The 22,475-nt window shown below is 68.2% G+C and carries 24 protein-coding genes; 6 read left to right on the forward strand and 18 right to left on the reverse strand.

The genetic code is table 11. From position 1 onward, the window contains the following. Nucleotides 1–23: 23 nt before the first annotated feature. From ACVOK1_RS06710 to ACVOK1_RS06740, 7 genes are all read right to left on the reverse strand, one after another. Entirely contained in the window at nucleotides 24–1,301 is a 1,278-nt protein-coding gene (locus ACVOK1_RS06710) for a retropepsin-like aspartic protease (RefSeq protein WP_481561512.1), read from the reverse strand. Between the two features lie 71 nt (nucleotides 1,302–1,372). Continuing rightward, on the reverse strand, nucleotides 1,373–2,044 hold the full coding sequence (locus ACVOK1_RS06715) for an Ivy family c-type lysozyme inhibitor (RefSeq protein ID WP_481561513.1): 672 nt from the start codon (nucleotides 2,042–2,044) through the stop codon (nucleotides 1,373–1,375). 134 nt (nucleotides 2,045–2,178) lie between these two features. Then, nucleotides 2,179–3,204, reverse strand: a complete 1,026-nt coding sequence (locus ACVOK1_RS06720) for an NAD(P)H-dependent glycerol-3-phosphate dehydrogenase (protein WP_324805926.1) — start codon at nucleotides 3,202–3,204, stop codon at nucleotides 2,179–2,181. A 20-nt stretch (nucleotides 3,205–3,224) separates the two neighbouring features. Continuing rightward, on the reverse strand, nucleotides 3,225–3,743 hold the full coding sequence (gene secB, locus ACVOK1_RS06725; protein ID WP_108767291.1) for a protein-export chaperone SecB: 519 nt from the start codon (nucleotides 3,741–3,743) through the stop codon (nucleotides 3,225–3,227). A 99-nt stretch (nucleotides 3,744–3,842) separates the two neighbouring features. Then, nucleotides 3,843–4,280, reverse strand: coding sequence for a rhodanese-like domain-containing protein (locus ACVOK1_RS06730; RefSeq protein WP_150454645.1), 438 nt, complete (start codon nucleotides 4,278–4,280; stop codon nucleotides 3,843–3,845). A gap of 57 nt (nucleotides 4,281–4,337) precedes the next feature. After that, a complete protein-coding gene (locus ACVOK1_RS06735; RefSeq protein WP_108767289.1) occupies nucleotides 4,338–4,769 on the reverse strand; it encodes a hypothetical protein in 432 nt (143 codons plus the stop codon). Between the two features lie 32 nt (nucleotides 4,770–4,801). Continuing rightward, nucleotides 4,802–5,269, reverse strand: a complete 468-nt coding sequence (locus ACVOK1_RS06740; protein WP_108767288.1) for a YiiD C-terminal domain-containing protein — start codon at nucleotides 5,267–5,269, stop codon at nucleotides 4,802–4,804. Between the two features lie 34 nt (nucleotides 5,270–5,303). Between ACVOK1_RS06740 and ACVOK1_RS06745 the strand changes: the two genes are divergently transcribed. From ACVOK1_RS06745 to ACVOK1_RS06755, 3 genes are all read left to right on the forward strand, one after another. Further along, nucleotides 5,304–6,092: a uroporphyrinogen-III synthase gene (locus ACVOK1_RS06745; RefSeq protein WP_481561516.1), complete on the forward strand. Its 789-nt coding sequence runs from the start codon at nucleotides 5,304–5,306 to the stop codon at nucleotides 6,090–6,092. Between the two features lie 104 nt (nucleotides 6,093–6,196). Then, nucleotides 6,197–7,174: a uroporphyrinogen-III C-methyltransferase gene (locus tag ACVOK1_RS06750; RefSeq protein WP_108767286.1), complete on the forward strand. Its 978-nt coding sequence runs from the start codon at nucleotides 6,197–6,199 to the stop codon at nucleotides 7,172–7,174. A gap of 6 nt (nucleotides 7,175–7,180) precedes the next feature. Further along, a complete protein-coding gene (locus ACVOK1_RS06755; RefSeq protein WP_481561517.1) occupies nucleotides 7,181–8,476 on the forward strand; it encodes a heme biosynthesis HemY N-terminal domain-containing protein in 1,296 nt (431 codons plus the stop codon). 90 nt (nucleotides 8,477–8,566) lie between these two features. On the opposite strand, the gene ACVOK1_RS06760 is transcribed toward ACVOK1_RS06755, so the two are convergent. Further along, the gene (locus tag ACVOK1_RS06760) at nucleotides 8,567–9,862 is read right to left on the reverse strand and encodes an acetyl-CoA C-acetyltransferase (protein WP_481561519.1); all 1,296 of its coding nucleotides are present in this window, start codon (nucleotides 9,860–9,862) and stop codon (nucleotides 8,567–8,569) included. A gap of 93 nt (nucleotides 9,863–9,955) precedes the next feature. On the opposite strand from ACVOK1_RS06760, the gene ACVOK1_RS06765 reads away from it, so the two are divergent. Further along, a complete protein-coding gene (locus ACVOK1_RS06765; protein WP_481561520.1) occupies nucleotides 9,956–10,843 on the forward strand; it encodes a hypothetical protein in 888 nt (295 codons plus the stop codon). Between the two features lie 75 nt (nucleotides 10,844–10,918). On the opposite strand, the gene ACVOK1_RS06770 is transcribed toward ACVOK1_RS06765, so the two are convergent. The 4 genes from ACVOK1_RS06770 to ACVOK1_RS06785 all read right to left on the reverse strand — a co-directional run bounded on the left by ACVOK1_RS06770 (nucleotide 10,919) and on the right by ACVOK1_RS06785 (nucleotide 14,749). After that, nucleotides 10,919–11,551 carry a superoxide dismutase family protein gene (locus tag ACVOK1_RS06770; RefSeq protein WP_481561521.1) on the reverse strand — a complete coding sequence of 211 codons (633 nt, stop codon included), beginning with the start codon at nucleotides 11,549–11,551 and terminating at the stop codon, nucleotides 10,919–10,921. A 31-nt stretch (nucleotides 11,552–11,582) separates the two neighbouring features. After that, nucleotides 11,583–12,152, reverse strand: a complete 570-nt coding sequence (locus tag ACVOK1_RS06775; RefSeq protein ID WP_481561522.1) for a superoxide dismutase family protein — start codon at nucleotides 12,150–12,152, stop codon at nucleotides 11,583–11,585. A gap of 94 nt (nucleotides 12,153–12,246) precedes the next feature. Further along, entirely contained in the window at nucleotides 12,247–13,695 is a 1,449-nt protein-coding gene (gene ntrC / locus ACVOK1_RS06780) for a nitrogen regulation protein NR(I) (RefSeq protein WP_481561523.1), read from the reverse strand. Then, nucleotides 13,688–14,749 carry a two-component system sensor histidine kinase NtrB gene (locus tag ACVOK1_RS06785; RefSeq protein ID WP_108767279.1) on the reverse strand — a complete coding sequence of 354 codons (1,062 nt, stop codon included), beginning with the start codon at nucleotides 14,747–14,749 and terminating at the stop codon, nucleotides 13,688–13,690. Before ACVOK1_RS06785 ends, ntrC begins: the two co-directional genes overlap by 8 nt. Nucleotides 14,750–14,888: 139 nt before the next feature. Between ACVOK1_RS06785 and ACVOK1_RS06790 the strand changes: the two genes are divergently transcribed. Both ACVOK1_RS06790 and ACVOK1_RS06795 read left to right on the forward strand, forming a co-directional pair. Further along, the gene (locus ACVOK1_RS06790) at nucleotides 14,889–15,170 is read left to right on the forward strand and encodes a type II toxin-antitoxin system RelE/ParE family toxin (RefSeq protein WP_108757929.1); all 282 of its coding nucleotides are present in this window, start codon (nucleotides 14,889–14,891) and stop codon (nucleotides 15,168–15,170) included. Between the two features lie 13 nt (nucleotides 15,171–15,183). Next, nucleotides 15,184–15,480, forward strand: a complete 297-nt coding sequence (locus ACVOK1_RS06795; RefSeq protein WP_108767277.1) for a HigA family addiction module antitoxin — start codon at nucleotides 15,184–15,186, stop codon at nucleotides 15,478–15,480. A 90-nt stretch (nucleotides 15,481–15,570) separates the two neighbouring features. Here the strand turns inward: ACVOK1_RS06795 and ACVOK1_RS06800 are convergent, their stop codons facing one another. The 6 genes from ACVOK1_RS06800 to ACVOK1_RS06825 all read right to left on the reverse strand — a co-directional run bounded on the left by ACVOK1_RS06800 (nucleotide 15,571) and on the right by ACVOK1_RS06825 (nucleotide 22,205). Continuing rightward, on the reverse strand, nucleotides 15,571–17,616 hold the full coding sequence (locus ACVOK1_RS06800) for a TonB-dependent receptor (protein ID WP_481561524.1): 2,046 nt from the start codon (nucleotides 17,614–17,616) through the stop codon (nucleotides 15,571–15,573). 104 nt (nucleotides 17,617–17,720) lie between these two features. Then, nucleotides 17,721–18,014, reverse strand: coding sequence for a hypothetical protein (locus tag ACVOK1_RS06805; protein WP_481561525.1), 294 nt, complete (start codon nucleotides 18,012–18,014; stop codon nucleotides 17,721–17,723). Nucleotides 18,015–18,122: 108 nt separating this feature from the next. Next, entirely contained in the window at nucleotides 18,123–19,274 is a 1,152-nt protein-coding gene (gene mltA / locus ACVOK1_RS06810; protein WP_481561526.1) for a murein transglycosylase A, read from the reverse strand. 123 nt (nucleotides 19,275–19,397) lie between these two features. Further along, nucleotides 19,398–20,144, reverse strand: a complete 747-nt coding sequence (locus ACVOK1_RS06815; RefSeq protein ID WP_481561527.1) for an N-acetylmuramoyl-L-alanine amidase — start codon at nucleotides 20,142–20,144, stop codon at nucleotides 19,398–19,400. Nucleotides 20,145–20,417: 273 nt separating this feature from the next. Then, nucleotides 20,418–21,845: an ammonium transporter gene (gene amt, locus ACVOK1_RS06820; protein WP_108767272.1), complete on the reverse strand. Its 1,428-nt coding sequence runs from the start codon at nucleotides 21,843–21,845 to the stop codon at nucleotides 20,418–20,420. Nucleotides 21,846–21,866: 21 nt separating this feature from the next. Continuing rightward, nucleotides 21,867–22,205 (reverse strand): P-II family nitrogen regulator, encoded by a 339-nt coding sequence (locus ACVOK1_RS06825; RefSeq protein ID WP_004134334.1) that lies wholly within the window; start codon nucleotides 22,203–22,205, stop codon nucleotides 21,867–21,869. Nucleotides 22,206–22,475 lie beyond the last annotated feature (270 nt).

Genomic DNA, 22,475 nt, shown 5'->3' on the forward strand with positions numbered 1-22,475 from the left:
CCGGCGCTACCTGTGCGGTTGCGTCACCCGCAATAGGTGGCGTTGTCCTCGGGTGGTCCCTCATCCTTGGGCTGTTTCCCGCACACAAGCCGCTGCTGCTCTGCGGTTGGTGGCCAGAAGTACAGGTTTCCGTTGTCGAAATCGATCTGGGCGTTGAAGGCCTTCTGGATCTGCCCCCCCAACATCACTTCGAAGGGCAGAGTGCGAGGCGACTTCCACAGCAGGACGGTGGGCGCGTCGATCAGATTGATACCGTTGAAGGAAGCGCTCTGCCTGGAGAACTTGTAAGGGATGCCCCTTCTTCCGCCAACATCAGGTGGGTCTTCAGGCGTGACTTCGCCCGCGGTGCGCACTGCCAGCTCGCTTGTATAAGCCATCAATGCCGTCAGGCCGGTATCAAACATCGCCTTACGAACAGCACCCTGCGTATCTACATTGAAGATCACGAGACTTGCGCCCAGACCCATGTCGTGCGCGAACTTGAAGGGTGCCGACTTGCTCCCGATAGGCCTGGGCTGATCGAATGCAATCTCGCCTTCCGTGAAGCTGACGTTGCTGAACTTCGCGAGCAGGCCCATGCCGATAATTGCGCCATCTTCCTGATCGCGTGGATTGACCTGGACCAGGACATTACGGAGTTCTATGGGTCCAATGCGAACATGTTCGGCAAAACGTAATTCTTCCTGGTGCACCGGGATGTCGGCGTCCAACAGCATTGCCGTACCCTTGATGGTTGCAACGACGCGTTTGATGCCAAGCGCGTCTGCAGTACGGCCTGACATGCTCAATGCGGCGGGGGCACCGGTATCCACCATCGCGACCGAGTGGCCCGCTTCGGTTTTTATCCTGACGAGATAGCTCTTGCCGACGCTGCCAGACCAGCGGGTGCCCGCCGCAGCATCAGCAGCCAACGTGGGGATGACCAGGTTGCTGTCCGGCCAGGTCAGCGCGTACGGGGGCAGCGCCGCAATGGCCTGGAAGTCGACGCCGGCGAAGCTTCTGGAAAGCTCAGCAGCGTCCGTGCCCGTGGCCAAGTGCGCGGTGCCGCGAAGGAACATCATGCTTCGGGCCCACTCGCGTCCACTGCCCTGATTTTTCAGGATTGCCGCATGCATGTGGGCACATATCAGAGCGTGACCTTGCTCGCGTTCCTCCCGGCATTTTTCCAAAGCAGGCAAGGCACGATCAAACCGGGCCTTTACGAGCGCTGCACTCACGGCATCCGTGTGAGGCGATGCGCTCGCCGCACGCGCACAGGAAAAGAGGGACAGCATCATCAGGGCAACTACCAGCTTCTGCATGCTTTCTCCTTGGCATCGGCAGGACCATCCATCAGTTGCCCTGCAATCGGGCGTTGATTCCAGTCCCGCTCTCACTCGCAGAGCGCGCTGTCTTCCGTCAGCGCAGCATCATCCAGCGGGCGCAGCTGCGCGATCTGCTCGCGTTGTTCGGCGCTGGGTTCGCCCAGCCACCACACCCGGCAGCGCGCGGTCAGGCGGCCGACCATCTTCGACTGCTCGGGCGAGTACAGCATCGCCAGCGCGGTACCCGGGCAATCGTGGGCCTGGCAGGCGGTATAGAACCACCACGGCTCGCCCTGCAGCACCACCAGTTCGCCCGGTCCACTGGGCCCGCTCAGCAGGCGCTTGCGCAGCGAGGGGATGTCCTTGTCGCTGGCTTCGGCCGCTGCGGTGTTCTGCATCAGGGCGTTGAACGCGGCCAGCACCTTCGGGTCCTCGCGGCCGCAGTCATCCACGGTGTTACCGCCCACCAGGGTGAAGAAGTGGGTGGCCAGCGGATTGTCCTTGCAGGTGAGTTCCGCGCCGGGAGTTTGTTCTTCCGGCTCGCCTTCGTTGTCCCACACCGAAGGGTCCACATCGTCTTCGATGTTTGGTTCGGGTTCGACCACGGCGGCGGCGGCGGGCGCGTCAGCGGGCGTTGCAGCAGCCGGCGCGGAATCGGTGCCCGCCTGCGGTGCCGGGGCCTGCGAACACGCGGCCAGCAGCGCGATCATCCATGAGAGCCCGATATGGCGAGACGTCATTCCCTGTCCTTGGGTGTGTGGTGTGCGACGGTGGGATTCTACGCGGTGCGGCCATTCCGCCGGGCATGGCCCGGCGCTACCGTCGGGTTTCACCCGCAAAGAAAAACCCCGGCACGTGGCCGGGGTTTTTCGGTTCACTTGAACAGCGTGTCCGGGTATTCCGGTTTCTGTTCCCGCGCCAGCAGGGCGCGCAGGCCTTCTGCAGGCGTCTGCTCGCCGTGCAGCACGGCACGCACACGATCAGAGATCGGCAGGTCGATGCCATGGCGGCGTGCCTGTCGCATCACTTCGTCGGCGGTCTGCACCGATTCCACCACCTGGCCGATTTCGCGCACGGCATCCTGCAGCGTCTGCCCGCGGCCCAGGGCCAGGCCCAGGCGGCGGTTGCGCGACAGGTCGCCGGTGCAGGTCAGCACCAGGTCGCCCAGGCCGGCCAGACCCATCAGGGTTTCCGGCTTGGCACCGATGGCGGCGGCAAGCCGCAGCATCTCGTTCAGGCCACGCGTGATCAGGCCGGCACGGGCGTTCAGGCCCAGCTGCATGCCATCGGCCACGCCGGTGGCCACGGCCAGCACGTTCTTCATCGCGCCGCCCAGCTCGGCACCCACCATGTCATCGCCCGTATAGGCGCGGAACGCCGGGCCATGCATGGCTTCGGCCACGGTCTGTGCGAACTCCGGCACGTCGCCATGCACGGTGATGGCGGTGGGCAGGCCCAGGGTCACTTCCTTGGCGAACGACGGCCCGGTAACCACGGCCAGCGGCACGTCGTCACCCAGGATCTCGCGCGCCACTTCATGCAGGAAGCGGCCCGAACCGGGTTCAAAACCCTTGGTGGCCCACGCCACGCCGGCACCAGCCGGACGCAGCGGTGCCAGCGCACGCACGGTTTCGTTGAACGCGTGCGACGGGGTGACCACCAGCACCCAGGCGGCATCCTGCAGGGCGGCCGCCATGTCGGTGGTCGCACGCAGGCTGTCCGGCAGGGGGATGCCCGGCAGGTAACGCGGGTTCTCGTGGCGCTGGTCGATGGCGTCGACCACGGCGGCATCGCGCCCCCACAGCACGGTCGGGTGACCGTGCCGGGCAAGCAGGGTGGCCAGCGCGGTTCCCCAGGAACCCGCGCCCAGCACGGCGATCTTGTCAGCGGTAGTGCTCATCCGTGACGTCGCAGCGGGGATCAGGCGTTGCCGGCCGGCTCGGAGTCAGCCAGCGACGGTGCGTCGCCCTGCTCCTGGCGCTGACGCAGGGTTTCTGCGTACAGGCCTTCGAAGTTGATCGGCTGCAGGAAGAACGGCGGGAAGCCGCCGGCCTGGATCAGGTCGCTGACCAGCTGGCGCACGTACGGGAACAGGATGTTCGGGCACTGGGTGCCGAGCAGCACGTCGATGGACTGCGGGTCCAGGCCGACCAGGCCGAACACGCCGGCCTGCTTCACTTCGGCCACGTAGGCGGTGCGCTCACCGGCCTGGCAGGTCAGGGTGACGGCCAGCACGACTTCGAAGGCGTTCTCGCCCAGGCGCTGCACCTGCTGGTTCAGGTTGAGCTGCAGTTCCGGCTGCACCTGGTCATTGAAGATGGTCGGGGCATTCGGCGACTCGAAGGAAACGTCCTTGACGTAGATCTTCTCGACGGTGAACGCGGGGCCGTTGGCGGCATCGACCGGCGCAGCGGCGCCGTTGGTGATCTCTTCGGACATTTCCAGTAACTCCAATGAATGCAATGAAAACGAGTGTCGAACTACAGGGTTGGGGGCGGCGGCAGGCCCATACAAGGCCAGTTCCGCCATCCCCTGCAATCAGTTGCGGCCCTTGACCAGCGGCAACTCGGCCTGCTGCCAGGCGGGAATGCCGCCTTCCAGCACGAAGACCTTCTCGAAACCGGCCTTCTTCAGCGTCTTGGCAGCGGTTTCCGATGCGTTGCCGCTGCGGCACACCAGCACCACCGGGCTCTGCTTGGCGTTGGCCACTAGCTTGTGCTCGGCGTTGAAGGCGCTGGCCTGGGCGCTGCGGCTGCCTGCGATGTGGCCCTTTTCGAAGTCAGCGCTGGGCGACAGATCGACCACGACCGCGCCACCGGCATTCATCAGGTGGGTCAGCTCGGCCGGCTTGATGCCCTTGTAGCCCCGGAACAGGCGGCGGGTTTCAGTGACGATGAGGGCCACGGTCAGGCCGACCAGGGCAGCGGACAGCATCGGGTTTCGGCCTGCAAAGGCCAGCAACTCTTCGTAATTCACTCAGGTCACGGGTCGATTAAGCGGGCGCCGATTGTCGCACAAGCCGCAGGGGGGCCGTCACTGCCCCTTCCACAGGTCCGGCAGGCCGGCCGCCTGCCACCAGCGCTTGGCTTCCGGGTCCCAGCGCCAGCGCTCGACCACCACCACGGTGCGCTCGGCCTGGGTGTTCTGGTTGATCACCCCGATTTCCACCCGGCGCTCGACCTGGCCACCGTCCAGCGAGGCGCTGCTGCGCTCGCGGTAGGAGGACACGCGCAGCTGCGCGTAACGGTTGAGCTCGAACTCGGTGGGCGGCTTTTCCTTGCGCAGCTCCGGGTCCAGGTAGGCAATGGCGTCGTCCATGCTGCCCCAGCGGATGGTCGCCCCGTAGGCGATCTGGGTCTCTTCCAGCAGCTTGCGCTGCTTGCGGGTGAGGTCGTCGGCAGCGGCACCGGCCACGGCACTGACCAGCAGCAGGGAGCACATCAGGAACTGGATCAGGCGGCGCATCGGTGGTTTCCCCAGGACGTCAGCCTGCCATCCTACCCTTTGGCGAAGGCAACGAAGCGACCGCTCAGCTCGGCGGCCGAACGGCCATCGGCCCCCGGCTGGCGGGCGACGATGCTGATGCGGGCCTTGCCGCGCTGGCGGAAGGTGGCCAGGAAGGTATCCCAGCTGCTGGCTTCGGCGGTTTCGGCGTGGGCGTGCAGGTCTTCGTAGACCGGGGCCAGGTAGCGCAGGTTGCTGTCGGCCACGTAGACCTCGGCGTCGTGTCCGGCCAGGCGCAGGCGCAGGCTGACCAGCGCCCAGCCCGACAGGGTCAGCACCGAGGCCAGGCTGCCACCGAAGGCGTTGCCCTTGTCGTTGACGTTGGCGGCCAGCGGCGCGGTGATGCGCAGCACGCCATCGGCGTAGCCATCCAGGCGGATCTGCATCGCACGGACCGCCGGCATGCAGTCAAGCACGTCCTGCAGGGAGGCCAGCGAGGAGGTCAGGGCATCAGCGGACATCGAGCAGCAACCACGACAACGAAGGGCCCGCATAATGACGTCAATGGCCAACCATACGATACCCACTGGCTGGACCCTGATCTCGCTGCGGCCGCAGGGACAGCATGCCGGGCTGAGGCTGGCTGCGGCCAGGCTGGGCGGGGCCACCGTGGCGTTGTCGCCGTGGCGGCTGCAGCGGCTGCAGGGCGCGGCGGTCGAACAGCGGCTGAACCGGGCGCTGTCCTGCGCGCGCGTGGTGTTCACCAGCCCGGCGGCGGTCGCGGCCGCTGCGGCACTGCAGCACCTGCCGGCGGCCCAGCGTGGCCCGTGGCTGACCGTGGGCGAAGGCACCGCGCGCGCCCTGCACGCGCACGGCATCACCGACGTGCACGCACCGCAGCGGATGGACAGCGAAGGCCTGCTGCGCCTGCCGGTGCTGGCCGACGTGCGCGGCACGGATGTCGGCCTGGTGACCGCGCCCGGCGGCCGTGGTCTGATCGCCGCACAGCTTGAGGCGGCGGGCGCGCGGATCATTCGTGCCGACATCTACCAGCGGGTGCCGCTGGTGATACCGCGGCGAAGACTGGCGCGATTGGCCCACTCGGGGACGCCGTGGTTGCTGGCCGTCAGCAGCGGCGAGGCCCTGCAGCGCTTCTGGCAGCAGCTGTCCCCCGGTTGGCAGCAGCGCCTGTGTGAACAGGCCATCGTGCTGGCCGCCAGCGAACGCCTGGCCGAGCAGGCGCGGGCGCTGGGGTTTGCCAGCGTAGTCCGCAGCGAAGGGCCCACCGTCACCCAGATGACGGCGGCCGCACACGCCGCGCTCACTGCCCCGGCAGCGACCTGAACAGGCACCCGGCACACGCTTGCCGGGTTCAGCGCCAACGGTAATGCTGTGTCCAACGCTGCCTGCTGGCTCCCCGCCGGCGACGCCGCCGACAAGGAAGCCCGATGAACGACACCCCGCCACCTGCCCCCTCCCGCCGTCCTGCACGCTGGCTGCTGCCGCTTGCGGTGGTGGTAGTGCTGGGCGCCGCGGGCTACGCCGGCTGGCATTACTGGCAGCAACAGCAGCGCGACCGGGCGGCACAGGCACAGAGCACGGACGTGCAGCTGAAGGGGCTGGAGGCCACCGTCGAGGCCCTGCGCCGCGACCAGCGCGCGACCAGCCAGCGCCTGCAGGATGCGGCCGCCACCAACCGCGTGCTGCGCGATGAAATGCTGGGCCTGTCCCAGCGCAGCGCGCTGCTGGAGGAGAACCTGACCCGGCTGACTGAAAGTGCCAACCAGGGCCGCCAGGCCGTGCAGCGCGACGAGGCCGAGCTGCTGCTGACCCAGGCCGCGCAACGGCTGGCCTTTGCCGACGATGTGGAAGGCGCGCGCCGCCTGTATGCGCAGGCCGCCACCGCATTGGCCGACCTGCCGGACAACGAAGGCCTGAACCTGCGCCAGGCGCTGGTGCAGGAACGCGACGCGCTGGATGCACTGGGCACGGGCCCGCGCGTGCAGGCGCTGCACCGACTGAATGCCGTTGCCCAGGCGCTGCAAGGACTGCCCTCCGAGCTGCCGCCCTCGCCGGCCGAAGCGGCTGCCAAGCCGTGGTGGCAATCGGCGCTGGCGCCCTTCGTGGATATCACCCCGACCCGCTTGAACGGCCCGCTGACCCAGGCCGAGCGCGCCGCCGCCGATGACGCGCTGCAGCTGGAACTGACCCTGGCCCGCGCGGCCATCGAGCGTGGCGACCGCAGCGGCCGTGATGCCGCGCTGAACCGCGTGGCCCACTGGGCGCAGCGGCGCTGGCCGGATTCACCGGGCCTGCGCGCGCAACATGCTGAACTTCAGGCCTTGCGCAAGGCCCCCCTGCAGGCCGAGAGCAGCGTGCTTGGCAGCACCCTGCAACAACTGCGCTCCCAGACCGACCGGAGGTAACGCCCGATGAAACCCCTGCAATCCCTGGTCGTACTGCTGCTGGCCGTGGCCATCGGCGTGGTGGCTGCGCAATGGCTCGGCACCGATGATCTGAACCGTTACGGCGAAGTGACCCTGCGCTACGGCGGCTACGACTACCACAGCAACCTGCCCAAGGTGGCCCTGCTGTCGGTGATCGGCGTGCTGGTGCTGTGGCTGCTGTGGAGCCTGGTGGCGGCACCGTTCCGCGCCTGGGGCCGCTACCGCCGGAAGCAGGGCCGCGTGCGCCTGATCGATGGCCTGCAGGCCTACGAACACGGCCACTGGCAGCGCGCGGAGAAGCTGCTGGATGGCGCCGCAGCCGACCCGGAAGTGAGCGCGGTGGCGCTGGCCAATGCGGTGCGCAGCGCGCAGTCGCGTGCCGATGCCGCGTCGGGCGAGGCACTGCTGCAGCGCCTGGGTGAAAGTGATGCCACGCTGCATGCGCTGCTGCGCGCCGAACAGCTGCTGGCACGCGACCTGCCGGTGGATGCGATCAATGCGCTGGACGTGGCGGCGATCCAGCCGCTGCCGCCGCGTGGCCTGTGGCTGCGTACCGAAGCGCTGGCGCAGGCCGGGCGCGCGCACGAGGCGTACGGCCAGCTGGGTGCGCTGCGGCAGAGCAAGGTGCTGCCGACCGATGCCAGCAGCGAACTGGAAGCCCGCCTCGCTGCGCAGGCCCTGCTGGAAGCAGGCGATGTGAACGCGCTGGCCGCGCAGTGGGAAGCCACGCCGAAGGCGCTGCGACCGACCCCGGACGTGGTGGCCGCCTACGCCACCCGTGCGGTGGCCCTGGACTGGGACGAGCCGGCGCTGCTGGCCCTGGAGCAGGCGCTGGACCATCGCTGGGACGATGAGCTGGTGGCGCTGTATGGCCGCCTGCCTGCCGAGCGCCTGGCCACCCGCCAGGCCAACCTGGCGCGCTGGCGCAACGTGCATGACGATTCGGCTGCGCTGCGCCTGGCGCAGGGCCGCATTGCCCTGGCCCAGCAGCAGTGGCATGCCGCCGATGCGTTCCTGCACGAGGCCATCGCGGCCGGTGCCGGTGCGCCGGCATGGGAGGCGCTGGGTGAAGCGTTTGCCCAGCGCGGCGAACACGCACTGGCCGCGCAGTGTCTGGCCAATGCGCTGCGCCTGCAGCGTGGCGAGGACAGCGTGGCGCTGGTGCATGCGGCCGATGTGGCGCCGCGCAGCACGGTGGAAGAGCTGCCTGCTGCCGCGCAGCCGCCGGTGTATGACGCCAATGAGGTGCGCGACGAGTTCGGCAACCCGCGGGTGCCGTGAGCATGGCTGAGGTGTGCCGACCAACGGTCGGCACCCACCAAAAGAAACGCCGCCCGATGGGCGGCGTTTTTTGTTGTTCGATGGATGCAATCAGCGTTCGACGATCGCCACCACGCCCATGCCACCGGCGGTGCAGATCGATACCAGCGCGCGGCCGCCGCCGCGTTCGGCCAGCTGCTTGGCCGCCGTCGCGATCACGCGGGCACCGGTGGCGGCAAACGGGTGGCCGGTGGCCAGCGACGAACCCAGCAGGTTGATCTTGTCCGGGTCGATGCGGCCCATCGGTGCATCCAGGCCCAGGCGGTTGCGGCAGTAATCCTCGCTCTCCCACGCACGCAGGGTGCACAGCACCTGCGCGGCGAAGGCTTCGTGGATCTCATAGATGTCGAAATCCTGCAGGGTCAGGCCGTTGCGCTTGAGCATCTCCGGCACGGCCACGGTCGGTGCCATCAGCAGGCCTTCGCCGTGCACGAAATCCACCGCGGACACGTGGGCATCGCGCAGGTAGGCCTGCGGCTCGTGCCCGTGCGCGCGGGCCCATTCCTCGCTGGCCAGCAGCACCGCGGCGGCACCATCGGTAAGCGGGGTGGAATTGGCGGCGGTCAGCGTGCCGCGACCCGAGACCTTGTCGAAGGCCGGCTTCAGCGTGGCCAGCTTTTCCAGCGAGGTATCGGCGCGCAGGATGTTGTCCCGCTCGACGCCACGGAACGGCGCGATCAGGTCATTGAAGAAACCGCGCTCGTAGGCAGCGGCCAGCTTCTTGTGCGAGGAGATCGCCCATTCGTCCTGCGAATCACGCGAGATGTTCCATTCCTTGGCCATGTCCTCGCAGTGGTCGCCCATGCTCTTGCCGGTACGCGGCTCGGCCACGCCGGGGAACTCGGGCTTGAGTTCGGAGAGCTTGAAGCCGGCGGTCAGCGCGCGGATCTTGTCGCCGGTGCTCTTGGCCCGGTTGGCCGCCAGCAGGCGCGCACGCAGCTTCTTGCCGTACACGATCGGCACGTCGGAGGTGGTGTCCGAACCACCGCCGATGCCCGATTCGATCTGCCCCAAGGCGATCTTGTTGGCCACGGTGATGATGCTGTCCAGCGAGGTGCCGCAGGCGCGCTGCAGGGTGATGCCCGGGGTCAACGGTGACAGGCCCGAGGACAGCGTGGCTTCACGGCCCAGGTTCCAATCGCTGGAATGCTTGATGACCGCGCCCATTGCCACTTCGCCGAGCTGCTGGCCGTGCAGGCCGAAGCGTTCGACCAGCGCACCCAGTGTCCGCACCGACATGCCGAGGTTGCCGACATCCGAATACGCGGTGTTCTGGCGGCAGAACGGAATGCGGACGCCACCGAGGATGGCGACGGGACGAGCGTTGGGCATGGAGATACCTGGCATGGATGAGGGTGTCTGCAACATGGCCTGCACGACGGAGCAGGCATAATGGAGCCAAGTGTAGCTGCCGCCCTGTGATGGGCCAACCGTGGAACCATGAGCAAACCCGACCCCGCGATGAATGCCCTTGGCGTGCTGGCCCTGGAACTGGCCAACGGCGAAATCCCCCGCCAGGCGGTGCTCAGCGCCGAGCAGGCCGGTGAACTGGCCGACCGTATCGGCCGTGACCTGGCCAAGCTGGTGCCGCAGGTGGCCGAACTGGACCTGGTGTTCGCCGCCGCCCATTTCGACCCCGCTGAAATCCTGCGCCCGGGCTGGCCGATCCACCGCCGCCTGGAAGAACTGCAGATGCGTGCCCCCGGCCGCAGCCAGGGCCCGCGCCTGCTGGCCTTCGGTGCCGGCGCCGATGGTGAAGTGCCGCTGCCGTTCCAGGCCGATGCGACCCTGGTGGGCGGTGGCCTGCGCGTGGTGCCCTTCCTGCTGACCGGCAGCGACGTGGCCACCACCGCGGCCGTGGCCGATGCGCTGGAAGACGTGCTGCTGGCCAATGGCATGGCCCATGCCGATACGGCGCTGATGGCGCAGAACAGCTTCGGTGCCCGCATCGAGCACGCGCGCTACTTCACCGTGAACGACCTGGCCGCGATGATGTCGATGCAGTACGACAACCAGGGCCTGGCCGCGCTGTGGCCGCTGATCGAGACCGCGATCATGGCCCCGGGCCAGGACGAGTGGCTGGAAAACGCACCCGAGCCGCTGCTGCGCTATACGCAGGGCGAGGCGCGCATGGCACTGTTCGATCCGGCCGGCTGGTGTGCGTACTACAACCACAGCAAGGGCGACTGCGACCGCCTGCAGGGCATCTACGAGCAGTTCCTGATGCGCCAGCGGCAGATGGCGGCGGTGCTGGAAGCACACGGCGTGCCGGTGCTGTTCGTGCACTGCGAGGCCGGTCAGAACGCGCGCGAGCTGCTGGCGCGCTGATCTGCGATTGCCGGCCAGCGGCCGGCACTACCGCTGAAAAAAACGCCGGCTTTCGCCGGCGTTCTTCGTTCTGCCTTACGGGGCCTTCTGGATGACCGCGCAGGCCAGGCGCGCGCCGGCGTTGCCGGTCGGCTGGGTCTTGTAGTCGTCCGCATCGGCGTGGACGATCAGGCCGCGGCCGATGATGTCGAAGTCATCACCCTTGCCGATGTTGACGTTGCTCGAGACCGGGCCGTCGATGGTGGCCACGCCCTTGTCGTCGGCCTTGATGTTGGGCATGTCGCCGCCGTGGTGCGGATCGGCCGAGACGTTGCCGTGGTCCTGCTTGCCCGGATTGAAGTGGCCGCCGGCGCTCATGCCGTCCGGCGCGCTGCAGTCGCCCTTCTCGTGGATGTGGAAGCCGTGCTCGCTGCCCGGCTTCAGGCCGGTGATCTGGCCGGTCACGTGCACCTTGCCGTCAACGACCTTGAAGGTGACGCTGCCCTTGGTCTCGTTGCCCTGGGTCGGTGCCAGTTCGGCGCTGGCCGAGGCATCGGCCGCCGGTGCGGCTTCGGTGGCCGGGGCAGCAGCCGGATCAGCCGGTGCTGCCGAACCTTCGGCCGGGGTGGTCGCCGGGGCTTCGGCTTCCGGGGCTGCCGGCTGCTGGTTGCAGGCCGCCAGGCCCAGGGCGGCGATGGCCGCGAACAGCGAGGTATGGATCAGACGCATGGAACTCTCCTTGGAATGAAGCCCGTGGCGATCAGCGGGTAACCCGGATCACACCGCAGGCGATGCGGACGCCGGCATTGCCGGCGGGCTGGCTGCGATAGTCATCGGCGTTGGCATGCACGACCAGTGCACGTCCGGCGATATCGGTGGCGGCGCCTCCCCCAAGGGTAACGCCCTTCAGGTGCACATCGACATTCGCGCGGCCCTGGGCATCAGCCTGCAGGTTGTCGATGTCACCCAGGTGATGCTTGCCGCTGCCCGCACGACCGTGCGCGCTGGCGGCGGGGTTGAAGTGGTTGCCGGCACTGCTGGCATCCACCGCGCTGCAGTCACCGCGTTCGTGGATATGGAAACCCGCCTGCTGCATCGGCTGCAGGCCACCGACCAGGCCGGTCAGGTGCACGCCACCGCTTTCGGTCTTCAGCACCAGGCGGCCACTGACGATGCTGGCCGAGGCCGGCGCCAGGTTGGCTTCGGCCAGCTGGGCCACGGGCGTAGTGACCACCGGCGGCGGCGTGGGCTGCGGCTTCTGCGGCGCGCTGCCACAGGCAGACAGCAGCACGGCGGCAGACAACGGCAGGAGGGCAAATGACAGGCGCATCAGGAAACTCCTTGCAGGGAACACTACGGACGGCATCGTCCATGGCGGATCAACTGTTCGGCAAGCGGGCGCGAGGACCGCGTGCAGGGGGCGTTCAATGGCCCCCGCGGCGGCGGCCGGCGCCCAGTTTGCGGGTCAGCGTGTTACGGCCCAGGCCGAGCCGTGCAGCGGCTTCGGCGCGGCGGCCATGGGTGATCTGCAGCGCGGCTTCCAGCAGGGCGTGGTCCACGCGCTCGCGCACCTGCGCGTGCAGGCCATCGGTGCCTTCGGCCAGCTGCCGCCGCGCCCATTCGGACAGCAGCGTTTCCCACTGGCCCGGATCGGCACCCGCGCTGCTGCCACGACGGCTGCGGCTGCGGTTCAACGCGGTATCGACGTCGGCCACGCCGATGGTGTCGGCGGCGGCGAGTGCGGCCATGCGCCAGCAGACGTTCTCCAGTTCGCGCACGTTGCCCGGCCAGTCGTGCTCGCGCAGCGCCTGCAGGGCCGCGGCGGTGAGCCGCTTCGGCGGCGTGTCCAGCTTGTGCGCGGCGGCGGCCAGGAAGGTGGTGGCCAGCTGCGCGATGTCCTCGCGGCGGTCGCGCAGCGGCGGCAGCTGCAGGCGCACCACATCGAGGCGATGCAGCAGGTCGGCACGGAATTTCCCCTGCGCGACCAGCCCTTCCAGATCCTGGTGGGTAGCAGCGACCACGCGCACATCCACATGGATCAGCTCGCGGCCACCGACGCGGAAGAACTCGCCCTGGGCCAGCACGCGCAGCAGGCGGGTCTGCAGCGGCAGCGGCATGTCGCCGATTTCATCGAGGAACAAGGTGCCGCCGTTGGCCTGCTCGAAGCGGCCGATGTGGCGGCGCTGCGCACCGGTGAACGCACCCGCCTCGTGGCCGAACAGTTCGCTTTCCAGCAGTTCGGCCGGGATGGCGGCGGTATTGAGCGCGACGAACGGACCCTGCGCGCGCGGCGATTCGCGGTGCAGGGCGTTGGCCACCAGCTCCTTGCCGGTGCCGGTTTCGCCGGTGATGAGCACCGCCAGCGGTGCCTGCGCCAGGCGGCCGATGGCGCGGAACAGCGCGCGCATCGGTGGCGTGTCGCCCACCAGCTGCGGCGGCTGGTCGCTGGGCGTTTCGGCCACCGGCGTCGGTGCAGCCAGTGCCGGTGCCACGGCCGGCAGCACGCGCTGGGCCAGCGCGACTGCATCGTCGAGGTCGAAGGGCTTGGACAGGAACTCGTGTGCGCCACCGCGGAACGCGCCCGCCGTGCTGGCCACATCGGTGTAGGCCGACATCACCACCACCGGCAGCTGCGGCAGCGCAGCCTTCAGCTTGTCCAGCAGCACCAGGCCATCGTCGCCGGGCATGCGCACATCGGTGAACAGCAGTGCCGGCGCCGGGCCTTCGTTCAAGGCCTGCAGGGCGGGAGCGGCGCTGTCGAAATCGACGACCTGGTAGCCGGCCTCGCGCAGCGCGGTGCACAGCACGAAGCGCACGGCGCGGTCATCGTCGACCACCCAGATGCGCTGCGCGGAGATAGGGGAATCAGACATCGCGCGGGGCCTCCTCGGCCGGGGCGGCGCCGTTGCCGATCGGCAGCAGCAGGGTGAACACGGTATGGCCCGGCCGCGAGCGATAGGTGAGCGTGCCGCGGTGTTCGCGCGCCACCTGCTGGGCCAGTGCCAGGCCCAGGCCGGTGCCTTCGGCGCGGCCACTGACCAGCGGCAGGAACAGGTGCTCGGCCAGTTCCTCGGGCACGCCGCGGCCGTCGTCGGCGATTTCCAGGCGCAGGGCCAGGGTGTGCAGCTGCTCGGCGATCCGCACGCCGTGCTCCACGCGCGTGCGCAGGGTGATGACCCCGGCGCCGGCCTGGATGGCGTTGCGCACCAGGTTCCACACCGCCTGGGTGAGGCGGTCGGCATCGCCATCGAGTTCGGGAATGCTGGGGTCGTAGTCGCGCTGCAGGCGCACGGCCCAGCCGGCCTCGCTCTCGGCCAGGCGCAGCACGCGTTCCAGCGAGGCGTGGATGTTCAGCGGCGCATGCGGCGCGGCCGGCGCCGGCGACAGCAGCTGGTCGAGGAGGCCGTTGAGGCGTTCGATCTCCGAACCGATCAGCTCGATCAGCTCACGCTCGCTGGCATCGCGCTGGGCGGCACGGCGGGCCAGCAGCTGCGCCGCGCCCTTCAGCCCGGCCAGCGGATTGCGCAGCTCGTGGGCCAGGCCCTTCAGCGCGGCACTGAGCGCGCTGGGCAGGGCCTGGGTCGGGTCCAGGCCCGGGAATTCGTCGACCGGATGCGCTTCCAGCAGCCAGCCACCATCGTCGCGGCGGCTCATCCAGCCCTCGGCGAAGCGCGCGCCCTCACCCGGCAGGGCCAGCGCCAGGCGGTTCAGCCGCAGACTGTCGCGCTCGTCGCGGGCAAGGAAATGGGCCAGCGCCTCGCCCTGCACTTCCAGCGCGGCCAGCGGCTGGCCGATCAGGCGGCGGACGCTGACGCCCAGCCAGCGGGCGAAGGCGGGATTGCAGCCGATGATGCGGCCATCGGCCCCGGCCCAGGCCAGCGGCGTGCCGAGGGCATCGAGGGACGGCGGGGGTGCGGGGTCGGACATTGCACCAATGTAGTGCAAAACGGGGGGCGAGCATCAGATCACTTCGTATGCGTCACCGGACGTCGTGCCGGGGAATTACATGCCAGGCTTGCTGATCGAATACTAACGCCTTACGATACTATCGACAATCGTTACTACCATGCCTATCCAGTCGTTCGCCTGCAAACGCACGCAGGCGCTGTTCGATGGCCAACGCGTGCCCAGGTGGCGCCACATCGAAGCCGCTGCCCTGCGCAAGCTGGCGATGCTCAACGTTGCGGCCGATCTGCGGGATCTGCGCATACCTCCGGCCAATCGCTTGGAGCCGTTGCACGGAAACCGGTGCGGCCAGTACAGCATCCGCATCAATGATCAGTTCCGATTGTGCTTCGTCTGGACCCGAGAAGGCCCCGCCGAAGTCGAAATTGTCGATTACCACTGAAGGAGCCGCGCGCATGCGAACCGTCCCCTACCCCGCTCCCGGCGAGATCCTGCTGCATGAGTTTCTGGAGCCGCTGGGCATCACCCAGTACCGCTTGGCCAAAGCGATCGGCGTGTCACAGCGCCGGATCGGCGAGATTGTTACCGGCCAGCGCGCCGTGACTGCAGATACCGGACTGCGGCTGTCCCGTTACTTCGGCGTGTCCGACAAGTTCTGGATCGGACTGCAGGCGGATTTCGATGCGGCGATGACCAAGGAGAAGCTGGCCGAGGTGCTGGCGCGGATCGAGCCTTACAACGCGGTGGCATGAACCTGCCCGGGGTCGGATCCCTTTCCGTCAGGAAAGGGCTCTGACCCCTGCAGTTCGAGCAAGCTCGACCACTACCGGGTGGGTGGCCGGTTACAGCTTCATGTTCAGGCCGACGAACACGCTGCGGCCCGGGGCCGGCGAGAACATCGGGCGGGCGCTGTCCCAGAAGAAGCTGTCGTACCAGGCGTAGGCGTACTCGCGGCCGGTGACGTTCTTCAGCTGCAGGTCCACGCTCCAGCGTGGGTTGATCTGGTACGCGGCGCTGAGGTCGAGCACGGCGAAGCTGCCGAACTTGCCGGCCTCGTTGCGCTCTTCCAGGTAGTAATCGCCCTGCGCGCGGGCCTGCAGACCGAGGCGCAGCGCGTCGCTGGCGCGGTAGTCCACGCCCAGGTTGCTGATATGGCGCGGGGTGGCGGCCACTTCCCTGCCCTGCAGCGAAATGCCGGCATCGCGGTCGTCGCGGGTGATCTTCGCTTCCTGGTAGGCGTGCGAGGCCCACACCGTCCAGTCATCGCCCAGCTGCAGGCTCAGCTGCGCATCCACGCCGCGGCGGCGGGTCTTGCCCAGGGTGACCGTGGTGCCGGTGGCCGGCATGTTGGACACCTCGTTTTCCGCATCCTGCTGCCACACCGCCAGGCGCGCCTGGCTGCCGGCGAACGGCTCGAACTTCAGGCCCAGCTCCATGCCGGTGTTGGTGGACGGCTGCATCGGCGCCTGCCCCGGGGTGAGGTAGGCCGGCGCGGTGGAGCCGGTGAGCACCTGGAAGGTGCGGCCCCAGTTGGCGTAGACGTGGGTGGTCTGGCCCAGGCTGTGGATGACGCTCAGCTTGGGCTGGCCGATGGTGCCGTAGTCCTGCAGGCGGCCGCTGACGCCATTCATCAGGTGCGTGCTGCCACTGAAGCGGTCGATACGGTAGGCCGGCACGATCTTCCACGCTTCGGCCGGCTGGTAGATGGCCTGCACGTAGGCGCCCCAGTTGTCGAAGCTGTGGCGGTCGTCGTTCTGCACGCGCGCCGGCGCCTGGCTGTAATCGGTGGGTTCGGCGTAGGCGTAGCGCTCGCGGATGTAGCCGTTGTCCTGCTGCTCGTAGTTCAGGCCGCCTTCGACGGTGAGCGCGGGACCGGCCTGCCAGGTGAGCGTGCTGAGCAGGCCGGTCTGGCGCTCATCCCACACGCGGCGCTGGCGCGGCAGGTTGCCGGTGGGCAGGTCGCTGAAGGTTACGCGGCGGTCGTCTTCATAGCGGTTGTAGTACAGCCGCGTGCCGAAGGTCAGCGCGTCAGTGAGCTTCAAATCCACGTGCGCGGCGACCTGGCGCATATCGCGGTCATCGCCATCGTTGGCGTTGCGCAGGTCGCTGCCACGGCGGTGCGTGCGCAGTTCGTCGGCCGTCATGAAGCCGGGCTCGTCCGCTTCGTGGTGATAGGCGCGCGCGGTCAGGCCCACGCGCAGGCCGTCGTCCAGCGAGCCGTAGAACCATTTGCCGCCCAGCGAGTACTTCTTCGAGGTGTCGTGGTCGCGGTAGCCATCGCTGGCCTGGGTGCCGATGAAGTAGTTCTGCGCGAAGCCATTGCTTTCGCGGCCGATCGCCAGCTGCGCATCGCGGGTGTTGTAGCTGCCGTAGGCCAGCCGCGCATCGGTGTAGTTGCCGCCCTGGCGCGTACCGAAGTTCACGTTGCCGCCGATGTTGTGCAGGCCGTAGCGCGGGTCGTTGGTCCCGCGCACCACTTCGATGTAGCTGATTTCCAGCGGGAACAGCATGTCGATGAAGCGCTGGTTGCCGCTGTTGACGTTGCTGGGGATGCCGTCGATGAGGGTCTTGATGGCGTTGAGGTAGCCCTCGCCGTTGAAGGCGCGGAAGCTGACCTTGCCCGACTCCGCACCCTGCCGCGTTTCGGTGAGCTGGATGCCGGGCATCTGCCCCAGCAGTTCCCAGCTGTGCGAGACGTTGCGGTCTTCGATCTGGTCCGCGCCGAGCACGTCCACCGAGGTCAGCACCTGGTGTGCGCTGAGCTGGCCTTCGCCGTGCTGGTGCACCTGCACCTTGCCGAGGGTGAGCGCGGCATCGGCGGACTGTGCGAAAGCTTCAGGGGCGAACGGGGCGGCCGCGAGGGCGGCCACCAGCGTGGAGGTCTTCATGGGGGTGGAAGGGTGCGGATGAAATGTAATCATATAACATTTCATGCACCGGCCATGTAGAGTCGAGCATGGCTCGACTCTACAAAGGCGGGGGGGACCGGTGCTTACACCGGGTAGCCGGTGGCTTCCCTGGCCTTCTTCCAGGCGCTTTCAAATTCGCGCGCGGAGATCTCATCGTCCTCGTCGAAATCGAGGAACGACACCGGCTGGTCGGCCAGCAGGAAACGGTCGTCGCTCTGGCCGTGCTCGTCGGCCCAGACCAGCTTGGTGCCGTAGATTTCCACCTGGCGCACGATCTTCTCGCCGCGGGCTTCCATCAGCACGTTGCCCTTGCCCAGGCCCGATTCGGCCCAGTGCTTGTAGTGCTTCTTGGCGGAGTTGTTCTTGATGTTCTTCATTGCAGGGGTCCTGGCCGCAGCGGCGGCCGGAGAGTTCGGAATGGCGCCATTATCAGCCATTCGGGGTCAGAGCCCTTGCCTGCGGCAAGGGATCCGACCCCTGCCGGTTCAGTTCGGCAGCGGCGCGCCCTTCGGCCACAGCATCCAGAGGTTGCCCTTCTGCTTCATGTCACCGGCCAGCTTGCCGGCGGCATCGCCACTGCCCCAGTACAGGTCGGCGCGCACTTCGCCGGCAATGGCGCCGCCGGTGTCCTGCGCGGCCACCGGGCGCACCACCGGGCTGCCATCCGGGCGCGTGGTGGACAGCCACAGCAGGCTGCCCAGCGGCACCACGCTGCGGTCCACCGCCACGCTGTAGCCGGCGGTCAGCGGCACGTTGAGCGAACCGCGCGGGCCTTCCGGGCTGTCGGCGCTGCGCACGAAGAACACGTAGCTGGGGTTGCTGCGCAGCAGCTCCGGCACGCGCGCCGGGTGCGCCTTCGCCCACGCGCGGATCGCGTCCATGGTCACGTCCTCCTTCTTCAGCTCGCCCTGGTCCACCAGCCAGCGGCCGATGGCGCGGTAGGGGTGGCCGTTCTGCTCGGCATAGGCCAGCCGCACCTGGCTGCCATCGGCCAGGCGCACGCGGCCCGAGCCCTGGATCTGCAGCAGCTGCAGGTCCATCGGGTCGGTCAGCCAGGCCAGCACAGGCGCTTTGGAACCCTTGCTGGCGATGGTGCCGGCGTCGTCATAGGGCTTGAGCACCTTGCCGTCGAGGCGGCCACGCAGGCGCTTGCCCTTCAGTTCGGGGTAGAGGCTGTCCAGCTGCACCACGATCAGATCGTCAGGCGTGCCATACACCGGCACCGTGGCGGTGGCCGTGCGGGTCAGGCTGCCGGGGTAGATGGGTTCGTAGTAGCCGGTGATCAGGCCATCGGCCTGGTGGCCCCCGGCGCGCAGCGCGTACACGTCGAGATCGCGCTGCAGGAACTGGCGGATCGCCGCCGGGTCCTTGTCGGACACCGTGGCTGCGGTCGCGCAGGGCTGGGCCCAGACCGCATCGTTCTTCAGGCGGGTGCAGCTGCTGCGCCAGGCGATGAAGCCGGCCTGCAGGTCGGTATCGGAGACCGCCGGCAGCGCCTTCCAGTCGACCTTGGCGTAGGTGGCGGCAGCAGGCTTGGCGGCCGGTGCGCCCGGACGGTTACCGGTGGTGGCGCAGCCGGCGAGCAGGGCAACGGCCAGGAAGGTGAGGAGCGCGCGCGGCGACGTAACAGTGATCATCGTCGCAATGTAGTGGGGCCGATGGTGGCGGAGCAACCTTCGGTAGCGCCGGGCCATGCCCAGCGGAAAGCGGATCCCGCGCTGCACGCTCGCCGGGCATGGCCCGGCGCTACCGCCAGATGGCTACGGCGTCTGCAGCAGCAGCGAGTGCAGGATGCGGGCGTCTTCGGCGTCCAGCGTCTTCGGCAGGTCGTCACTGCCGCGGAAGCGGCGATGGAAGGCAGCGACGGCCGCTTCGCGATCTTCCATCGGGTAACCGAAGCGGGCCATCGCATTCCACGCATCGAAACCGTCCGGTGCGGGGCCATCGCCGGCACGCGGCCATACGCCGAAGCCGGCCTCGGCCAGCTGCTGCCACGGGAAGAAGCGGCTGGGGTCGGCCTTGCGCGTTGGCGCGAGGTCGGCGTGGCCGATCACCTGCCGCGGCGGGATGTTCAGGCGCTCGGTGAGGTCACGCAGCAGCAGGATCAGCGATGCGATCTGCGCCGGCGTGAACGGCGTGCTGCCGTTGTTGTCCAGCTCGATGCCGATGGAGGCCGAGTTGAGATCGGTGATGGTGCCCCAGCGGCCGGAACCCGCATGCCAGGCGCGGCGTTCATCGCTGACCAGCTGGTAGCGATGGCCATCGGCACCGATGAGGTAGTGCGCGCTGACCCGGCCGCCGCTGTTGGCGGTGCGCAGCGTGTGCAGGCTCTGCTGCACCGAATCCTGTTCGGTGTGGTGGATGACGATGACGACTGGATCGCGCGCGTTCTGGTTTGGCGAAGGCACCCAGGTTGCCAGCGGATTGCGGCTTTCCTGCGGCGCGGAAGCACAGGCGACCAGCAGCAGGCAGGCCGAGAGCATCAGGGGGGTGCGGATCAGGTGCATGCGTTTGATTGTGCGCGATCGCGCGCGACGATGCATGACGCGGTACCGACCAACGGTCGGTACCCACCAGGGCGGAGGTCGGTGCCGACCATGAAGGATGCAGTAGAGCCACGCCATGCGTGGCTGGAGGGCTGCAGTGCCGACCCACCGTCGGGCCCCCCCACCACACATGGCCCCCCCCCCAACAGACGGGCGCCAGGGGGTGCCTCCCCACCGGCGGCCCCCCCCACGGCGCCTGGCACCCACCAGGGCAGAAGGCTGCCCGCCGTTACCTCAGGCCTCGTAGGCCGATTCGCCGTGCGAGGTGACATCCAGGCCGGTACGTTCGGCCTCTTCGGTCACGCGCAGGCCGACCACCACCTTCACCAGCAGCAGGATGGCCGCGGTGACCACCGCCGACCAGACCACGGTGAGGCCGACGCTGACCACCTGCACCCACACCTGGTGGCCGATATCCAGATCGGCCTTGGTGCCGCCCAGCGACTGCGCGCTGAACACACCGGTGAGGATGGCGCCGACGATGCCGCCGACGCCGTGCACACCGAACACGTCGGCGGTGTCGTCCACCTTCAGCAGGCGCTTCAGGCCGGTGACACCCCACACGCAGACCACACCGGCGACCAGGCCGATGACGATGGCGCCCAGCGGGCCCACGGTGCCGCAGGCCGGAGTGATGCCGACCAGGCCGGCCACCGCACCCGAAGCTGCACCCAGTGCCGACGGCTTGCCCTTGGTGATGGCTTCGGTGAGGGTCCAGCCCAGCACTGCCGCAGCAGTGGCCAGCACGGTGTTGAGGAAGGCCAGCGAAGCGACGGTGTCGGCCGCAGCGGCCGAGCCGGCGTTGAAGCCGAACCAGCCCACCCACAGCAGCATCGCGCCGATGTAGGTGAACGGCACGTTGTGCGGCTTCAGCGCGGTCTGGCCATAGCCCAGGCGCTTGCCCAGGAACCACGCGCCGACCAGGCCGGCCACGCCCGCGTTGATGTGCACCACGGTGCCACCGGCGAAATCGATCGCGCCCATTTCACCCAGGTAACCACCACCCCAGACGATGTGTGCCATCGGGATGTAGCTGAGCGTGAACCACAGCGCCGAGAACAGCAGCACCGCGCGGAACTTGATGCGTTCAGCGAAGGCGCCGACGATCAGCGCGGTGGTGATGCCGGCGAAGGTCGACTGGAAGGCGACGAACAGATAGTCCGGCAGGCCCTTGATGGGCGTGTTGCCGACCGAATCAGGGGTGAAGCCCTTCAGGAAAGCGAACTCGGTGAATGAGCCGAAGAACGGATTGCCCGCACTGAACACCGCGCTGTAGCCGTAGGACACCCACAGCAGCAGCACCAGCGAGAACACCACCAGGATCTGGCTGAGCACCGACAACACGTTCTTCGAACGCACCAGGCCGCCGTAGAACAGGGCCAGGCCCGGCACCACCATCAGCAGCACCAGCAGGGTGGAGGTCAGCATCCAGGCAACGTCGCCGTGGTCGAAGGCCGGCGCGGCGGCTTCGGCGGCAACCGGTGCCGCGGCGACCGGAGCCTGCAGCGGTTCGACCGCCACGGTTTCGCTGGGCAGCGGCGAGACCTGGGCCTGGGCGTTCGCAGTGCCCGGCCAGGCACCGGCGGCGAGCGCGCTGAGCAGCATCAACAGGCACACGAGATGGAACCGGGCTTGCCACCCGGTGAGAAGGCGCATCTTCATTTGGGGAGTCTCCGGAAGGGGTTACAGCGCGTCGGCACCGATTTCGCCGGTGCGGATACGGATGACCTGCTCGACGGCAGTGACGAAGATCTTGCCGTCGCCGATCTTGCCGGTGCCTGCGGACGATTGGATCGCTTCGATCACCGCGTCGGCACGCTCGTCGGTGACCACGGTTTCGATCTTGATCTTGGGCAGGAAATCGACGACGTACTCGGCGCCGCGATACAGCTCGGTGTGGCCCTTCTGGCGACCGAAACCTTTCACTTCGGTCACGGTGATGCCCGACACGCCAGCGTCGGAGAGGGCCTCGCGGACCTCGTCGAGTTTGAACGGTCGGATGATGGCGGAGATCAGTTTCATGCGCATGTCCCGATGGTGGATGGGGCCACCGCGCCAGCGCGCGATGGCATCAGGCAACCACGGGCCATCGTGGTGATGGCCGTGGCTGTTGCACCGGACACGTAATGGGCCGGGACGGCCGTGCCTCTCTCCTTGCACGACCGACGCGGGAGGGAGGGCGGCCCATTCGCGTATCCGGTCTCTCTCTTGCCCCTGGATCAGCGGGCCAATGGCCCGCGTTTCCAATGCAGCGGACCAACGGTCCGCTCTACCACGACGGGCCTGGGCCCG

This window comes from Stenotrophomonas sp. STEN087 (assembly GCF_056759115.1).

Bases quoted from the DNA above. Each gene is read 5' to 3' on its own strand.
- ACVOK1_RS06710 (WP_481561512.1), bottom strand. From the start codon at position 1,301: ATGCAGAAGCTGGTAGTTGCCCTGATGATGCTGTCCCTCTTTTCCTGT.
- ACVOK1_RS06715 (WP_481561513.1), bottom strand. From the start codon at position 2,044: ATGACGTCTCGCCATATCGGGCTCTCATGGATGATCGCGCTGCTGGCC.
- ACVOK1_RS06720 (WP_324805926.1), bottom strand. From the start codon at position 3,204: ATGAGCACTACCGCTGACAAGATCGCCGTGCTGGGCGCGGGTTCCTGG.
- secB (WP_108767291.1), bottom strand. From the start codon at position 3,743: ATGTCCGAAGAGATCACCAACGGCGCCGCTGCGCCGGTCGATGCCGCC.
- ACVOK1_RS06735 (WP_108767289.1), bottom strand. From the start codon at position 4,769: ATGCGCCGCCTGATCCAGTTCCTGATGTGCTCCCTGCTGCTGGTCAGT.
- ACVOK1_RS06740 (WP_108767288.1), bottom strand. From the start codon at position 5,269: ATGTCCGCTGATGCCCTGACCTCCTCGCTGGCCTCCCTGCAGGACGTG.
- ACVOK1_RS06745 (WP_481561516.1), top strand. From the start codon at position 5,304: ATGACGTCAATGGCCAACCATACGATACCCACTGGCTGGACCCTGATC.
- ACVOK1_RS06750 (WP_108767286.1), top strand. From the start codon at position 6,197: ATGAACGACACCCCGCCACCTGCCCCCTCCCGCCGTCCTGCACGCTGG.
- ACVOK1_RS06755 (WP_481561517.1), top strand. From the start codon at position 7,181: ATGAAACCCCTGCAATCCCTGGTCGTACTGCTGCTGGCCGTGGCCATC.
- ACVOK1_RS06760 (WP_481561519.1), bottom strand. From the start codon at position 9,862: ATGCCAGGTATCTCCATGCCCAACGCTCGTCCCGTCGCCATCCTCGGT.
- ACVOK1_RS06765 (WP_481561520.1), top strand. From the start codon at position 9,956: ATGAGCAAACCCGACCCCGCGATGAATGCCCTTGGCGTGCTGGCCCTG.
- ACVOK1_RS06770 (WP_481561521.1), bottom strand. From the start codon at position 11,551: ATGCGTCTGATCCATACCTCGCTGTTCGCGGCCATCGCCGCCCTGGGC.
- ACVOK1_RS06775 (WP_481561522.1), bottom strand. From the start codon at position 12,152: ATGCGCCTGTCATTTGCCCTCCTGCCGTTGTCTGCCGCCGTGCTGCTG.
- ntrC (WP_481561523.1), bottom strand. From the start codon at position 13,695: ATGTCTGATTCCCCTATCTCCGCGCAGCGCATCTGGGTGGTCGACGAT.
- ACVOK1_RS06785 (WP_108767279.1), bottom strand. From the start codon at position 14,749: ATGTCCGACCCCGCACCCCCGCCGTCCCTCGATGCCCTCGGCACGCCG.
- ACVOK1_RS06790 (WP_108757929.1), top strand. From the start codon at position 14,889: ATGCCTATCCAGTCGTTCGCCTGCAAACGCACGCAGGCGCTGTTCGAT.
- ACVOK1_RS06795 (WP_108767277.1), top strand. From the start codon at position 15,184: ATGCGAACCGTCCCCTACCCCGCTCCCGGCGAGATCCTGCTGCATGAG.
- ACVOK1_RS06800 (WP_481561524.1), bottom strand. From the start codon at position 17,616: ATGAAGACCTCCACGCTGGTGGCCGCCCTCGCGGCCGCCCCGTTCGCC.
- ACVOK1_RS06805 (WP_481561525.1), bottom strand. From the start codon at position 18,014: ATGAAGAACATCAAGAACAACTCCGCCAAGAAGCACTACAAGCACTGG.
- mltA (WP_481561526.1), bottom strand. From the start codon at position 19,274: ATGATCACTGTTACGTCGCCGCGCGCGCTCCTCACCTTCCTGGCCGTT.
- ACVOK1_RS06815 (WP_481561527.1), bottom strand. From the start codon at position 20,144: ATGCACCTGATCCGCACCCCCCTGATGCTCTCGGCCTGCCTGCTGCTG.
- amt (WP_108767272.1), bottom strand. From the start codon at position 21,845: ATGAAGATGCGCCTTCTCACCGGGTGGCAAGCCCGGTTCCATCTCGTG.
- ACVOK1_RS06825 (WP_004134334.1), bottom strand. From the start codon at position 22,205: ATGAAACTGATCTCCGCCATCATCCGACCGTTCAAACTCGACGAGGTC.